Annotated in this window: 14 protein-coding genes; 2 read left to right on the top strand and 12 right to left on the bottom strand. The window is 43.7% G+C overall.

The features are described from left to right. Nucleotides 1-2 precede the first annotated feature (2 nt). From AC0VYG_RS07210 to AC0VYG_RS07200, 3 genes are all read right to left on the bottom strand, one after another. A complete protein-coding gene (locus tag AC0VYG_RS07210) occupies nucleotides 3-1,427 on the bottom strand; it encodes an MATE family efflux transporter (RefSeq protein ID WP_475431641.1) in 1,425 nt (474 codons plus the stop codon). Further along, nucleotides 1,424-1,993: a DUF2239 family protein gene (locus AC0VYG_RS07205; protein WP_475431640.1), complete on the bottom strand. Its 570-nt coding sequence runs from the start codon at nucleotides 1,991-1,993 to the stop codon at nucleotides 1,424-1,426. Before AC0VYG_RS07205 ends, AC0VYG_RS07210 begins: the two co-directional genes overlap by 4 nt. A 213-nt stretch (nucleotides 1,994-2,206) precedes the next feature. After that, nucleotides 2,207-2,608, bottom strand: coding sequence for a carboxymuconolactone decarboxylase family protein (locus tag AC0VYG_RS07200; protein WP_475431639.1), 402 nt, complete (start codon nucleotides 2,606-2,608; stop codon nucleotides 2,207-2,209). A gap of 158 nt (nucleotides 2,609-2,766) precedes the next feature. On the opposite strand from AC0VYG_RS07200, the gene AC0VYG_RS07195 reads away from it, so the two are divergent. Further along, nucleotides 2,767-3,630 (top strand): LysR family transcriptional regulator, encoded by an 864-nt coding sequence (locus tag AC0VYG_RS07195; RefSeq protein WP_475431638.1) that lies wholly within the window; start codon nucleotides 2,767-2,769, stop codon nucleotides 3,628-3,630. A gap of 62 nt (nucleotides 3,631-3,692) precedes the next feature. Here the strand turns inward: AC0VYG_RS07195 and yccS are convergent, their stop codons facing one another. Next, the gene (gene yccS, locus AC0VYG_RS07190; protein WP_475431637.1) at nucleotides 3,693-5,903 is read right to left on the bottom strand and encodes a YccS family putative transporter; all 2,211 of its coding nucleotides are present in this window, start codon (nucleotides 5,901-5,903) and stop codon (nucleotides 3,693-3,695) included. A 237-nt stretch (nucleotides 5,904-6,140) separates the two neighbouring features. On the opposite strand from yccS, the gene AC0VYG_RS07185 reads away from it, so the two are divergent. Further along, nucleotides 6,141-6,938, top strand: a complete 798-nt coding sequence (locus AC0VYG_RS07185) for a transglutaminase domain-containing protein (protein WP_475431636.1) — start codon at nucleotides 6,141-6,143, stop codon at nucleotides 6,936-6,938. Between the two features lie 96 nt (nucleotides 6,939-7,034). On the opposite strand, the gene AC0VYG_RS07180 is transcribed toward AC0VYG_RS07185, so the two are convergent. From AC0VYG_RS07180 to AC0VYG_RS07145, 8 genes are all read right to left on the bottom strand, one after another. After that, the gene (locus AC0VYG_RS07180; RefSeq protein ID WP_475431635.1) at nucleotides 7,035-8,261 is read right to left on the bottom strand and encodes a phospholipase D-like domain-containing protein; all 1,227 of its coding nucleotides are present in this window, start codon (nucleotides 8,259-8,261) and stop codon (nucleotides 7,035-7,037) included. A 215-nt stretch (nucleotides 8,262-8,476) separates the two neighbouring features. Further along, nucleotides 8,477-9,160: a hypothetical protein gene (locus AC0VYG_RS07175; RefSeq protein ID WP_475431634.1), complete on the bottom strand. Its 684-nt coding sequence runs from the start codon at nucleotides 9,158-9,160 to the stop codon at nucleotides 8,477-8,479. A gap of 22 nt (nucleotides 9,161-9,182) precedes the next feature. Then, entirely contained in the window at nucleotides 9,183-10,115 is a 933-nt protein-coding gene (locus AC0VYG_RS07170) for an SMP-30/gluconolactonase/LRE family protein (protein WP_475431633.1), read from the bottom strand. A gap of 91 nt (nucleotides 10,116-10,206) precedes the next feature. Beyond that, nucleotides 10,207-11,319 carry an ABC transporter substrate-binding protein gene (locus tag AC0VYG_RS07165; protein WP_475431632.1) on the bottom strand — a complete coding sequence of 371 codons (1,113 nt, stop codon included), beginning with the start codon at nucleotides 11,317-11,319 and terminating at the stop codon, nucleotides 10,207-10,209. A 73-nt stretch (nucleotides 11,320-11,392) separates the two neighbouring features. After that, entirely contained in the window at nucleotides 11,393-12,436 is a 1,044-nt protein-coding gene (locus AC0VYG_RS07160; protein ID WP_475431631.1) for an ABC transporter permease, read from the bottom strand. Nucleotides 12,437-12,487: 51 nt separating this feature from the next. Further along, nucleotides 12,488-13,993, bottom strand: a complete 1,506-nt coding sequence (locus AC0VYG_RS07155; protein WP_475431630.1) for a sugar ABC transporter ATP-binding protein — start codon at nucleotides 13,991-13,993, stop codon at nucleotides 12,488-12,490. A 105-nt stretch (nucleotides 13,994-14,098) separates the two neighbouring features. Then, nucleotides 14,099-14,971: an L-ribulose-5-phosphate 3-epimerase gene (locus AC0VYG_RS07150; protein WP_475431629.1), complete on the bottom strand. Its 873-nt coding sequence runs from the start codon at nucleotides 14,969-14,971 to the stop codon at nucleotides 14,099-14,101. A gap of 9 nt (nucleotides 14,972-14,980) precedes the next feature. Continuing rightward, nucleotides 14,981-15,739, bottom strand: coding sequence for an IclR family transcriptional regulator (locus AC0VYG_RS07145; protein WP_475431628.1), 759 nt, complete (start codon nucleotides 15,737-15,739; stop codon nucleotides 14,981-14,983). Nucleotides 15,740-15,743: the final 4 nt, after the last annotated feature.

Here is a 15,743-nt window from a genome sequence, read left to right as displayed (position 1 = left end):
AATCATCCATTTTCAGGCTGCTTGGTCACAAGCAGCCTGTCGGTGGTATTTTCTGGGTAAAACAAACCATATAGAGCATTGTGGGCACGGCTACGCTGACTCAATACCAAGATGGTTAACAGCAATGCCAAGCCTTCCGTAATGGGAGCCGCATACCAAATTCCCCATTCTGAAAAGAACAATGGCAAAATAAAAATTAACGGCAGAGAAAACGCATAGGTTTTCATAATCCCCAAAATCCCTGCTCTTCTTGCATCACCAATGGCCTGAAAAAACATGCTGATCATCATCTGTGGCCCCACTAAAAACAGTGCCAACGTCGAAAAAGGTAAAATCCGCACTACGCCATTAATGACCGCCTGATCACTGACAAATAAGGCTCCTAAATCACGTCTAAAAACAAACGTAATGACCTGAAAAAACAAGCAATAGACAAAGGCGGCAGCCAGAGCGATTTTGATACTGGTATTGACTCGGTCTAATTGATTGGCCCCGACGTTATTCCCGACGATGGCTTGAAATGCCATACTCAGCCCCAGTAAAGGCAGAAAAATAAATGTCATTAAACGGGTGATAATGCCATAAGCGCCCACAGTCGTTGCGTAATTCGCGGCGTCCCAGGTTTGCAAATTGTATAAAATAGCACCCGATGTGAGTGCCAGACCGATATAATTTAAGCTAGAAGGTGCCCCTAACGCCAAAAACGTCAACCAGTGCTGCCGAGATCTAGAAAGCAGAATAACCTGAAGCTTAATCTCATTGCGGCGGTATTTTCGGTACAAAAAAACCATCACCAAAGACACTGCCTGCGCCAAGACCGTTCCCCATGCCGAGCCAGCAACTCCCCAATGCATGCCAACAATCAGCCAATAGTTAAAGAGACCATTGAACAACACCGAAGCAAGAGACACCACCGACATAAACAACACTTGGCCTTCACACCGTAAGCTATTGCTATTAATGGCTAAAATAAACACCAGCGGTGAGCAGAACACTAAAATGGCAATGTAGCGATAACCCATGTCGGCAATTTGGCTTGAACTATGACTGACCGCTGCCGTTAACGCGTGCCCTCCTATCAAAAAAAGCCCGATCAACACCCCAGACACCACCAATGACAAACTAATGGCTTGGGAAAAAACGTCCACCACACGAGAATACTCTCCTGCCCCTAATTGCCGCGCCATCAAACTGGCAAAGCCATTCGATACAAGCGTTGATAAGGCAACGATCAATATAAACGCTGGAAACATAGAGGTGACGGCTGTTAATGCGTCTGCCCCAACAAACACCCCCAGAAAATAGGCATCCACTAACGAAAAAGACCCATTCACCAACATGATCAAAATAATAGGGGCTGCCGTTTTTAGAAACACGATAGGCAGAGGGGAATGTAAAAAATAATTCGTTTTATGAGAGTCCGTCATGAGAAATCCTTTCCATTATGTAACTCAGAGAGATGCAGAAACTTCTCCATTAGAAAAGCTTTAATGTCATCAGGCCATGAGTCAATCGCTGTTTCAAAGCTTATTTTACTATTGCGGTATAAGGCACGACTTGCTTCTTCGAAACCCGGTTCGTCCGCTAAACAGGCTAGCATAAATTTATCTAACTGCTGTTGCTTAATGGCCACTCTATCTTCAATGGAAGCCTTTCTTTGTGCCTCATCCACTAGCCTTCTTAGCGCCGCTGATGCACCGCCTTTTTGCGCCGATAGCCATTCCCAGTGACGGGGTAACAAGGTCACCTCTTTGGCTTTAACCCCCAACTTGGGGCGGCCACGCTTTCCAGTCTGTTCTTTATCTGACAATAGGTTGTTGAGCACCGTCGTTGCATCACCATACCAGCTAAAATCCACTCGTCGGCAGTTCTCTTCCTCAAAGACCATGGGCTCAATATACTCACCCAACTGCTTTACCTGATGAACAACCTCTTCCAGTGATCCTCTAGCGAGGATTTTTTTATCGTAGATGGCTAAATATTGTGCACTCATTATCCGCTCTCACTCGCATTACTTAGATTATTTTTACCAGGATATAAATATAATAGCAGGGTAATAATTTTTATCCAGATAAAAATGTAGCGAACTCCGTAAACATCACCGCAAAAGCTTTCAAACGCAAAAAGGGCCATCTAATCAATAGACGACCCTTTTATATAACCCTTTATAAACGAGGGTTACAGATGCGTTATAGGCATTGTTTTCTTAGGGAGTCGGTGCTTCTGCTAACGTAATCCCCCGCTCTGCAAACACTTCTTTGGCGGCAAACAGCCCGTTTAGCGCCGCAGGAAACCCCGCATAGAGGGCCATTTGCATTAAGACTTCCACAATCTCGTTTGGAGAACACCCCACATTCAAGGCGGCATGAAGGTGGACTTTCAGTTGCGGGGCGGCATTGCCCAGAGCAGTTAAAGCGGCCACCGTCGCTATTTCACGAGACTTTAAATCCAAGCCAGGGCGGCTATAGATGTCTCCAAAACCAAACTCGATCATTAACGTTGCGAATTCTGGAGCAATAGGCTGTAGTGCATCCACCACTTTTTGACCCTGTTCACCATCTATTTCGGCCAGTTTTTTCAATCCTAATTGATAACGATCTTCACTCATTTTCGGCTCCCATTTCATACCTATGTTTCGTGCTCAGTTTCATGATTGGTCCGCGACACCAAACACAATGGTTGCTACTATGACATTTTTCATGATCGAAATATTTACCTACAAAAGAAAATTAGTTTTTCATAATTGAAAAACACAAGGAGTCTATAATGCATGAATTAATGTGGGACGATACCAAAGCCTTTTTGGCCTTAGCGCGCTTTGGCACTTTAACGGCGGCGGCTAAATCACTCGACATCGGCATTGCAACATTATCAAGAAAAATAGAGCGCCTTGAGCATAGCTTAGCAACGCCCCTCTTCTTACGTTTTCAAACAGGCTATCAACTGACGGATGAAGGTAAGCATTTACTCAGTAGTGCAGAAGAAATGGAAAACGCTGCGTTTGCATTGACTCAAAGAGCGGAAAAAACAACGCAATTGATAGGCAGAGTCAAAGTGGCCACCGCAGAAAACCTCGCAACTCAACTGGTGTTACCCGCATTAAGCCTCTTTCAGCAGGCTCACCCCCACTTACATATCGACATGGTTACCGACATTCATACCGTCAACTTACATCGTCGCGATGCCGACCTTGCCTTGCGCATGGTTCGTCCGACTAATGGCAATGTCAGTTTCCAACGAGTCGGTACACTAGGCTATGGTCTCTACGCCAGTCGCCAGTATCAGGCAGAATCCAGTGACCATCATGAGAAATTTATTCAATGGGGAGAGCACTATGAGCAGTTACCCGCCGCACAATGGATAACTCAACGCTTGGCAGGAAAAGCCCCCGTTCTGACAACAACCTCCGTCGCCACTCAAGTCAGTGCTTGTTTGGCCAATGTGGGCTTGTCAGTCTTACCACATCTTGTTGCACGACCAGCTGGACTGGTCTGCCTCGCTGATACTCCCGAGGTGAATCAAGAAATCTACTTGGTTATTCAAAGCGATTTAACACAATCCAAGCGTATTCGTACCGTGGCAGATTTTCTGATTGAATTAGTCAAACAACATCAAGAGGACTTGATCTAACGTATTTCTTCCGCGTTTAACAGAACAATCACCGCCTGCTAGAAGAAGCCTAAATGTTCGCTCTAGTTTGCCGATTCTACCGCTTTAATGTCACGACCATGCACCTGAACCTGCAGTTCATGAGTTAACAGACGAATTTGTCTGAGTTCCCCTAGTAAAGACTGTAACTGGGACAGAACAAAGTAATGGCGTTCATCGTTCTCTGAGGGACAGTCGTCCAATAATTTTTTCAGGCGCTCAAATTCTGCTGAGCTATCGGATACCAAACTTTTTTGCTCAAGACTTTGGGCTACTTCATGCAAGCTTTCCACAATATAGTTGCCAGCCGACACCAGTAATTCATTACTGGGCTGCTCAACTAGAGCACCGCGATGGGCCCCAAAAGCCGCAATGTAGTTAAATAAGGTATGGCTTCGGATCACCAGACGTTGCCATAACTCAGCATCACGACGAAAATGCCCTGGCTCTTGTAGCATACTCACCAGCGTGGAGGTTAACAAAGCGTCTGCATTATAGGCGCGACGGCGGCTACGACGATAAGCTTGATCGTTCATATTTTCTTCACGGTAGAAGCGCATCAGCTCTTGTAGATATTCCGCACTGCGCCGGAGCCCCTCTGCGAACGTCATTGGTAATTGGCGATAAAACCAGTCGGGCAAAATAAAAAATACCGCTAACCAAGAAATCACACTGCCAATCAAGGTGTCGAACAATCGCGGCCAAATGACCGCATAACCGTCTGAAACCTGATTAAAGCAACAGACCACCAACAGGGTAATGGCGGCAGTTGCCAGCACATAACGATTATTTCGCGAAAGGAAGAACACCACGCCCGCCACAACGGCAATCAATAATTGAATAAGCTCCACCGGGAAGAGCGTTATCAGGGACCATGCCGCCACTAAACCGAGCACGGTGCCAGCTATGCGCTCGTATAAACGTTTGCGGGTGGAGCCAAACGTTGGCTGACAGACAAACAAAGTCGTCAGCATAACCCAATAGCCCACATCCAAATCCATGTTTTGAATAATGGCATACCCACAGGTCAGCGCAATAGACATCCTTACCGCATGTCGAAATACCTGAGACTTTGGCGTTAACTGATCAAGAATTTGGCTTAAAATAGACCGAAATGTCACACGTGGCTGAGGAATTTGTTGGGATGCGTCCGTTAAAGACACATCCTCTAGTTGTCGGGCTTTATCCAGCTCTTGTTGCAATGCCATCACGTTATCGGTCAGCTGCCGCAACGAGCGAAAGAGGCGCCATTGTGTCGGTAAAGCCTCTTTCTCTAAATAGGTCATAGAGCGTTGAACACCCGCAATGGCCTCTTCACTATCATGAAGATCAATGGACTGACTGGTGCGGATAGCTTCACCAATTTGTCGGCAACTTGCTCCTGCTGCAGACAACTGACGCTGTAAGCGAAACAAAATATCACTGTGAAAAAAGGTTTCGGCTAAATCCGAATAATTGTAGTGAGAGGAACTCGCTCGTTCATGAATGGCCTGAGCAATAAAATACAGACGAATATAACGGCCTAACCTAGGGCTGGTTGGCTCATTACCAATGCGACTCACTAAAATTTCTCGCACTCGGTTCAATGCGATCACGACCTGTCCATGCTGCCGAGCCAGATCCAGTCGTAACGCATCCATCGAAGTGCTACTCAGTATCGGAAACAGTCTAGATTTGACTTTGAGATACAGGCCCACTTCAATATAAAGCGTCGCCAAGGCTTGACGTAATGGCACATGGACAAACAATGCTGCCCAAATAACCGATAACACGCCGTACCACAAAGCACCCAAGGTTAATAACACTGGCTCATGCCAAATAGGGACTTCATGGGTAGCTTGATTTAAACCTATCATGGTGTAAACAGCGAGGATCAATGTCGCTTGAGAGATCACACCATACCGTCGACCTAAGGCGCCCCCCATAGACAAGCAAAACGCGACCACAGAAATACTGATACCAAATGCCCACGGATGCGGCATCAATAATCGCACGCCAAACGAGACAATAATAAATAACAATAAGGTAATGGATAATGCGCGGATTCGCCCCAGCCAATTATCTTCCGTTTCAGCGATCGCGCTGGCAATCACCCCAAGAAACAACGGGATGACTAAAGAGACATAGTCCAGCCCCCAGCTTAGTGCCATGGCCCCACATAGAGCGATAGAAACACGAATGCCGTAAGACAGTGGTCCAATACCTCCCGCCTTAGTTAACGTCTGCAAGGATATCTTAAAGCGACCTATTGCCAAGAAAACGCTCCTAAATCAGTGACAAAAATGCCAAGTATACAGAGCTGAAGTCTAAACGGACGCCGATTGGACTACAAGCCAACAGAGGCAATACTCTAACGAACAGCAAAAAAATCCGTATTCTTAACCAGAAAGAGGAATTTAGCGGTTATTGCAAAGAAAACACAAAATTAAACAGCGCTTATTACAAAGAGATGTTAGTGTGAAAAACAGACAATCAAACGGTGGGACATGATCATGTGGTTACAAGCCTCCAGCACTCTTGAGTTTTATATTGATACCCCCACACCCTTTTTGCTTATGCTACGCCCTCGTAGTGGCATGCAACAATGGATTGCCCGTGAAGAGTACGTTTTGTCACCCAGTGTGCCAGCGGTTGAGTTTACCGACTCGTTTGGCAATCTATGCCAACGTTTAGTTGCCCCAGCAGGCCGCTTCACGATTCGGACATCCGTGGAAATCGAAACCGCCGATGCTTCCGATTCAGCGCCCGGTGCGCCTTTTGTCGACATACAAAAACTACCAAACGACACTCTTCCCTTCTTACACCCAAGTCGCTATTGTGATTCCGATCACTTTACCGAAATGGCGTCATCCATCGTGGTAGGGTTAGCGCCAGGATACGATCAATGCTGCGCTATTGTGGATTACATTCGCCGCGCCATCCAATATACGCCAGGACAAGGCGAGCAGAATATCAGTGCCTCTCAAGTCAACGAAGCCGGCCATGGAGTGTGTCGAGATATGGCCCATTTAGGCATTGCTTGCTGTCGCGCGATCGCCATTCCAGCACGCATGGTAGTGGGCTATCTGGAAGGATTAGAACCCATGGATCTGCACGCTTGGTTTGAAGCCTATGTGGGAGATCGTTGGTACACATTTGACCCCACTCAGGCGAATTTACAAGGTGGCCGTGTCGCCGTTGCTTTTGGACGAGATGCCGCAGATGTGGCCATCTACACACAATTCGGTCCTCCGGTGGAACTACTCGATTTAAAGGTTCAAGTCATCAAGACATCAGAGCCGATGAACTAAAACCTGACCGTACAAGCAAGCAACGAATCGTTTTAATAGTAACGGGACATTCAACAGTAAAAGAGCCGCTTAAGCGGCCCTTTTGACTAACAACATTTATTTTTCCGAGCCGGGATGAGGGGTGGGATAATCTTTATCCACCTCTAATGGCTTAGCGTATTGGCTATTCCATAACTGCTGATGCAACTCAGCAATACGATTGGCCATCGCATCGTTTTGCATCACCATTTCTAAGTTACGTGAATTATCCATGTAACCACCTTCCCAGTTACTGGTCCCAACCCAAGCGATTTTATGATCAATTTCCATTGCCTTACTATGCAAAACGCGAGCATATGGAATAAAGCCTTCTTTGGCTTGAGGAAAGGTCACAATCTTAACTTGAATGTTTGGTAAAACCTGTAAGCTTTTTAAATAATCAATATCCGGTTTGCCCGTATTCCAACTCGACACCATTAACTCAATTTTCACGCCTCGTTGAGCGGCGGCGCGAATGGCGGTATCAATGATCGGATAATAAGGTCGTGGTCGATGAGTCGAATAAGACAAGGGGGCGTACGTCATCACCATGATTTTGACTTCGTGTTTTGCTTTGGCTAAAAGACGTGGCAGCTCACTCTGGGAGTCCCCCACTCCTGGTGGGTTAAAGGCATTAGGGCTGGCAACCAGATAATCAGGTTGCGATTCATTCGCTAACACAGTCTTGGTATTGAGCACGATAGGAGGTTGACCTTGTTGAACCAGCGCCTGATTCATCCAGTCCACCTCAAAGATCGCCTGCATTTCACGAGCGATGGTCGTATTGGTTACCAACAAACCTGTTTCATGAATCTGCTCTAAGGAACGCCAATCGAAGTTTTGGCTGCCCATATAAGCACTTTTTCCACCATCGATCACAAAATACTTGGCATGAAGAATACCGCCACCGATTTTATTGTAATCGATCAACTTAAACGTCAAATTGGGAATGGCTTTCAATTCCGCTATGGTCTTTTTATCAGAGATTTTTAAACCATGTTGATCCATCAAAAAGCGGATTTTAACGCCACGCTCACCCGCCGCTCTTAGGTGTTGGATCACTTTTTGTAAAGGACCATTTTTACTATTGGGTTCACTCGACACATAAAACTGAGCGATATCAATAGCGTGTTTTGCCTTATCAAACTCACTGCACCATACAGTGACAGCATTTCGTAAATCGGGCGTCGCCACACTTGTTCCACTGGGAACAGTATCCACCAGCTCCATACCAGACTGAACAAACTTGGCCTGCGCTCCAACACTCCATAACACCATCAAACCTACCAAAAAACGAAACTTCATCAATTGATCTCCTACTGTTCATTCAATGTTTATGGCATAAATAGATGACATTTAAAAGTCTATTTTTTGACCGACGAAACAACGCACTAAAAAACCAGCTCTAAGGCTGGCTTTTTGTGTTTAAGTTAGCATTTATCGATAACAGGATCAGCGGTGAGCAAAGGCCGTTTTGCTGTAATAAAAAGATTATCCTAGAATGTACCATCTTATATCGATCACATTACTTCGAAAGAAATAACTTCCTTCTCTCCAGTCATAATTTTATTCGTACCAAAACAAGTATCGACTTCTAACATGCCATTTAAGCTACCTGTCATAAAAAAGAATTCTCCTTTATAACCTCGTCGGACACATTCAATGAGCCCTTGCTTTAAGAAACGCTGCCTCTCATCCAATAAGTCTCTATCCGTTGACGAATAATCATAATACAAACCAGCAGCGTCATTTTTTAACTTGAAATTCCCTTCAACTGCATCATCAGACACGATGATTCCATAGTTAAAAAAGAAATCACAGGCAATATGGCTAAGTGGATTTACCTTTTCTCTCATGATTTCAATGGCGGCCTTTGGCTTACTAACACGCACGACAGCATCAATAAGTTGATCGACCTCCGGGACGGTGACTTGGTAACACAACTCAACTTCAAAACCCGTTACCTGTTGAGCCGTAAAACACGCCCCCATATTGTCCATAATTTGAAAATCAAAAATAGGCGAAATAATAAAAGTATTGCTGTCTTCAACAATTTTCCAACCCTTAACGTTGGTACCCTTAGATTGTAAACTGGCAATCATTTGATCTTGAGCAAGACATATCGCCTGATAATCTTTGCTAATCGAATCAAATTGTCCACCGTTAAAATCCCTTAAGACACCGTAATAGGTTTCTAAATTCATAAAGCTTATCTCAAATTATTGGTCAATTAGTCCCACGTCTCGTCATGTCGGTATTCAGCCGAATACGATAGATCGATGTGGTTGCCGTTATATATAGGGTTACCTTGGCCTGCGATGTGTTATCACGAGCAAAAGTACAGTTTGATACGGTTTCTGGCACCATTATTTTTCCAAGCAAGGTGCCATCATTGTGGTAAATCTGAATGCTGTCAGCAGAAGAAGTATAAATCCAGCCATTATGATCCACTCTAAAACCATCAGCCAGACCTGGTGTGACCGTTGCAAATAACCGCTCATTCTCTAACATTTGATGATCAACAACATCAAATACTCTAATGTGGTGATTCCCTGTTCCATCATTACGTAATGCGGCAGAGGTATCAGCAATATACAGTAGAGTTTCATGCGGTGAAAAAGCCAGTCCATTTGGCTCTTCTATGGTTGAACAGACAACCTGCAAATCCTCCGTTTCAGGATCAAAGCGATAAACATAATTACCACCTTGCTCCGACTCTGCCTTATAACCTTCCACATTAGATACAATACCGTAAGGCGGATCAGTGAACCAAATCGTTCCATCTGACTTCACCACAAGATCATTAGGTGAATTTAAGCGTTTTCCTAAATATCGGTCGACTAATGTCGTCATCTTCTTCGTTTTTATGTCCACCTTAACGATAGAGCGACCACCATGGCTACAATGCAATAAATTCCCTTCTAAATCCAAATAATGCCCATTAGAAAAGTTCGATGGCTCAAGCCAAACCTGAATACCTTCTTTCTCATTCCAACTTAAAATTCGGTTATTCGGTATATCACTCCACAACAGAGTTTGAGCCTCTTCTAACCAAACAGGGCCTTCGCTCCATGTTGCACCAGTGCACACTTTCTCCAATACAGACTCACTAAGTAAGATGTTGCTTATACGTTGGTCATATTGCTCAATCATCGACATATTGAGACTCCTTATAGCCTGTTATACATTTACCAAGAACAGCCTATCTATTAATACAAGCGACATAGATAGGCTTGGTTATGAAATAAGCCTATTTCCAAATAGCGGTATAAGCCTCACGATAGTGATTATCAGGGTCAAATACATTACGTTTCCCGCCATCAAACGAAATATTAGCGGACGTTACTAAGTGAACAGGGGTTGAAAAACCACTAGGAGGTTGATGAGCGAAAGCACGATTTAACTCATCCACTAACTGCCATCCGTCTAAGTTAAGCGGTTCAGGGACAGTACCTGACTGGTACATATGATTGCGAATGCGAGCATAAGCCGATTCACTACCGTCTCCAGCAGAAATATTTTTTGGCAATTCACTATTAGGCAACCCCGAAGACGCGAAGGCAGAGCCTATATAATCAAAATATAAGTCATTGATTCCCAAAGAGTATGTCCACTTTCCTTGATAGCGTTGTAACAAAGAGGTCGCCAATTGTGGCATACGCGACGATGTATCAGATAAAGGCGTGTCTTCAACGGCGAGAAGAGAGCAACCCTTACATTGCTTAATCACTTTTGCCATAGCATCTGACTTCGCAATGGCAACGGAGTATGCTGAATCCGTAAAAATAACCACCCCCGCTTTGCCATTAGAACCAGCAACAGCGGCATAGGCTGCAATCTTCGCCACATCATCAGCATCCGTTGTGACATTAGTAAAAATGTGTTCGGACGGAATTGGGCCAGGTTTAGGTGCAGAATGCCAGCCGACCATCACAATACCCTGCTTCGCTGCCGTTTCGATCGCTGCTGCTTGCTCCTTGACATCAAAGCCACCTAAAATGATAGCATCAGGCTTTAACGCAATGGCTTGATTAAAAATCGATGTTCGACCAGAAACCGTTCCCTGACCATCCAATACTCTGACTTTCCAACCGATGACTTTTGCCGCCTCTTGGACCCCTTCACTCACCCCCAACACCCCACCGTTACGCATATCGGACGCGAGATAAACGATCATCTTATTCGGTACCGCTTTGGGTCCAGTCGTTGGACCATCCCAGTGATCATAGGGCTCCGTTGCCGCTTTTACTTTTGCCTTTGCCATATCTACGAAACTGTCTGCATAAGCAGGCACAGTCGCAATAGATAAGCACAACGTCGCGAGAAACAGCTTTGATTTCACTAAAGCAATGTATTTATTCATAACTTAACTCCGTTTCTTTTGTTGTTATAATTGAAGTAGATAAGCAGTCGAGACTTACAAAATAGACAAATGCTTATGTATTACTTTTCATTTTCCTTCTGATTTTTCCTCCTCGTCGCTGAGCGTAGCCAGCAATACCAATAGAAATAAGCAAGGTTGCACCGTTGAACAATGGTTCAATATAAAAGGCCCCACCCAGCTGTTGAATACCAGAAATACCTACCGCTAATATGGCCACCCCTACAATCGTCCCCCACACATTTACCCGTCCAGGACGTATGGTCGTTGAGCCAAGGAATGCGCCGACTAATGCAGGAAGAAGAAACTCAGAGCCAACATTAGCCTGACCAATACGTAATTTAGCCGCTAGGATGACACCCGCGAGTGCGGTTAAAAAACCAGAGGTTATAAAGGCACTGATGACATATTTTCGAGAAGGGATACCATTCAAATCCGCAGCACGAGGATTCGCACCAATGGCATATAAAGTACGCCCGACGGGCATGTACTCAGTCACTAACCAAAGAATGATTGATATCGCAATCACATAAAACGTTGGTGCAGGCAGTCCAAGAACAAAAGAATCAGAAATGGCATAGAACTCTTGAGGCAAGGTACCAATCACCTGACGCCCCCCTGTATACCAAAGCGCGACGGCATAAATCACCGTGCCAGTTCCTAACGTGGCAATAAAAGAGTCTATCTTAGCCATTTCAACTAATAGACCGTTTAGTAAGCCAAAAACCATCCCACATACAAGCACAATGGCAACTGCCGCTTGCCAAGAGAAACCAAATTTCGTTTGCAAACTGATCGCAAGGATATGCCAAAGCACAATGCCATAGCCTACCGTCAAATCAATTTTGCCAGTGATCATCGGCACCATCGCGGCTAACGCAAGAATGGCGACAATCGACTTATCACTTAAAATTGACCTTAAATTCAAAACAGTTGGAAAAGTATTAGGTAATAAAATTGAAAATAAAATAATCAAAAGTAATGTCAGAACAGGCAATCCATAAACGGGTAAATAACGCCCTATTTTTGTGATTATCCCTATATCTTTATTGTGTCTATTATCTGGCTCTAAGGCCGTTGATTTAATTGAAGTACTCATGGAACCCCCTAGAATAATATTATTATTTTTTTACTTACCAACGAGTAGATTTCACTCACCTTGAGCTGACGCTGTCTTTAAAATATTAGCGAAGGTAACTTCTTCACCAGATAGTTCCTTGATTACTTTTCCTTTACTAAAAACACAACAGCGATGACAAATTTTTTCGACCTCCTCAAAATCAGTAGAAACAACAATAATACTTGTTCCTGCCTGAACAGCCTCCTCTAGCAAAGAATAAATCTCAGACTTCGCTCCCACATCGACCCCAGCCGTTGGTTCCTCTAAAATCAAAACAGGCTTATGTAAATTCAGCCATCGTGCCATAATGACTTTTTGTTGATTACCACCACTTAAATTTTCAATGGTTTCATCTGGGTTATTAGGACGTACATCAAAACGTTCCGTTAAAAAATAGGCATTAGAGAATTCTTTATCGTGGGAATTTAAAGTAAAGAAAGTATCTTCATTTAATAATGGGTTTAAATATAGGTTTTCTGTCACCGTCATCGACATGGCAAGATTTTCATTTCTTTCACCTGCGACAAACCCAATACCCGCTTTAATCGCTAAAGCCGGTTTTCTCACGTTTAATGGCTTACTATTGAGATAAACGGCGCCAGACAAAATGGGATGATCACCAAACAAAGCTCGCCCTGTTTCTTCTTGCCCTGCCCCACGAAGACCAATCAGCCCAAGTATCTCGCCCTTTTTCAAATCAAAAGAAATAGGACCAATCTCACCAAGATCTAAATTGGACACCTTTAATAAAACAGGAGCGTCAGCTTTTACCTCAATAGGATGGAAGGTTTTTTGACTGTTCCCAACGATCATTTCAACCAATTCATCGGCTAAAACACCTTGTGTTTCCTTTTCTGCGACCAGATTACCGTCTCGCATGACAACAAGACGATCAGATATCTCCAACACTTCATCAAGTCGATGGGAGACATAGATCATCCCTACCCCTTTTTCGCGTAACTGATTAATAACGCTAAATAAAAGCTCGACATCAGCAGCTGGCAAACTGGCCGTAGGCTCATCAAGGACCAACACTTTCGCGTCACAATAAACGGCTCTCGCAATCGCTAAAAGAGACTGCTCGGAACGGGAAAGATTAAAAACACGAGTGTTTGGATGGATATCCGCGTTGACCATGGCTAATGCTTGCGCGGCGCGCTCATCGGTGGCTTTCCAATCGATACAGCCCATCTTCATGCAATATCCCATTGAAAGAGCCATATTCTCTGATACCGTCATCCAATCCACTAGCCCAAGGTCTTGATGGATAAAAGCAATATCTGTAGATCGAATTTCTTTGGTATTAAGAGGTTGACCACAAAACAAAATATGACCTTCGTCTTGCTTATGAATACCTGCTAACGTTTTAATTAAAGTGGATTTTCCTGCTCCATTCTCACCTAACAAAGCAACAACAGAGTGTGAGAAAACATCAAAGGAGACGTCATTTACAGCGGTATTACCAGAAAAGCGTTTCGTTATATTTTTAAACTGTAATAACGAATGCTTGATATCCTGATTACTTTGCGTATTCATAATTTGACAACCTCAATTAGAACACAGCCTTTACTATGGTTGGTGTGTTATTTTTTTATTTTTATGGCTTTTAAGCGGTTTAAATCATGGTGTTCTTACTATAAATTAACTAAATGAAAGTCCCGATTCACTGGCTATTTCTTCTAATTTAGATTTTGCTATCTTAATATTTTCAAACCAGCTGTCGTCTTGAGCCCACATTTCAATAACAAATGGAGCGGCATAATCTATTTCAGCAAGGGTTTTAAAAATCGTATAAAAATCCACTTGTCCTTCACCTATCACTAAATCGCGAAACTGACCCTTACTATCAGGGGAGACTCTTAATGTGTCTTTTAAGTGAATTTGAACAATATGTTGATGAGATAATTTAAGTTCTGTCGGTACATCATGATTCCATCCCGAAATATTACCGACATCGGGATAAGCCATGAAATAAGGGGAAGGTATTTTTTGTTTCAGTACTTCAAATTTGCTAAGCGAGTTGAGATAAGGCGTATCCATGATTTCAACACCCAGCAAAACACCAGCGCGTTCTGCCATCTTAGTGGCTTTTTGCATACCCTCAACAAAACGCTCATGGGTTGCCTGAGATTGAGGTTCGTAATACACATCATAACCCGCCATCTGAATACAGCGGATCCCCAATTTATAGGCCAGTGCGATGGCTTTCTCCATGATCTCAAAAGCCTTGTCACGTACCGAGTCATCCATTGAACCAAATGGGTATTTTCGATGAGCACTTAAACACATAGAGTGCAACGGCATATCCTGTTCTATGCAAACATCCCGTAGTGCATAAATCTCTTCGTCTGACCAGTCAAGCCGAGCCTGCCGATCGTCCGTTTCATCCACTGATATTTCAACAAAATCAAAACCCAACTCTTTAGCTTTAGAGAGCCTTTCCCGCCAAGACAGGTCAACAGGTAAGGCTTTTTCATAGATACCTAAACGAAATTTTTTATTAAAATGGATCATTGTATTGCCTCAAAAAAGAGTATCTTCGATTTCAAGCGCGGTAATGGCCAAACGCTTGGCTAGATTTTCAAAACCCAGTCGATTCATTTTTGGTGTTAATGACGAAATACTGATGGCATAAATCGGCATTTTTTCTTTATTAAAAACAGGCTTTGCCACACAAGAGATTCCGGCTTCGTTTTCTTCATCATCAATCGCAAAACCGCGTTCACGAATTTGGTCAAGAGATTGGAAAAATGCTTCTTTTTCCAAGATGGTATTTTCGGTTAACTGCTCCATCGTATTGGCATTTCGCTGCCAATACGCTTCACGAACTTGATCATTCGCAAAGGCTAAAAAACATTTACCAGCTGCCGAACAATAAGCAGGGGAATGCAACCCCACGTAGGTACGGGTTCTAAAAGAGGCATCTTTGGGTTCTAACTTATCTTTAAAGATAATATTGTCCCCATCGAAGGCTAAAAAATTCACTGTTTCATTCACGGAAGCTAGCAAGTTGATTAAATGAGGCTTTACATAGCCGGTAACATCAGAATTCAAAGCACTTTGCCCAACATGTAACAACTTCATTGTCAGTCGATAATCACCACCACTTGAAAGCTGTGTCACGTAGCCTTCGCTTTCATAAGTTGAGAGCACTCGATGGACGGAAGATTTCGTCACCTTCAGCGTCTCAGATATATGATTCAAAGACGTTCCATTTGGAAACTTTCCTAAAAACTCCAACACATTTAATGCTTTGATTAATGACTTAATTTGCTCACTCATAAAA

The organism is Marinomonas sp. 63XJN7_7_ISO-PGPR-S23-202 (assembly GCF_056173505.1).
The sequence above is the reverse complement of the archived record's forward strand: the minus strand, read 5'-3'. Positions and strand labels throughout refer to the sequence as shown.